This window comes from Pedobacter sp. N36a, from assembly GCF_014472395.1.
Lineage (GTDB): Bacteria > Bacteroidota > Bacteroidia > Sphingobacteriales > Sphingobacteriaceae > Pedobacter.
In genome coordinates, this window is sequence record NZ_JACSZW010000079.1 from 1 (window position 1) to 271 (window position 271).

1 protein-coding gene is annotated in these 271 nt (G+C 48.3%); it reads left to right on the forward strand.

The window, feature by feature from the left end; translation table 11 throughout:
* Positions 1-271 (forward strand): DUF11 domain-containing protein (locus H9X96_RS22605; RefSeq protein ID WP_187668446.1); only part of this gene is annotated, 271 nt, incomplete at both ends.

The window sequence follows — 271 nt, forward strand, 5'->3', positions numbered from 1 at the left end:
ATAATGGTCCTAGTGATGGTACCGGTATTACCGTGACCGATCTGCTTCCATCAGGTTATACCTATGTGAGTTCTACTCCGCCAGCAGGTACCACTTATGACCCGCTAACAGGACTCTGGAACATTGGCACAATGATCAATGCTGCTACTGCAACCTTAACCATTACCGCTAAGGTCAATGCAGCAGGCATTTATGCCAATACTGCAACGATTACCGGAACAGAAAATGATCCGACTCCAGGTAACAACACCCCGACTTCTACGCCGGTTCC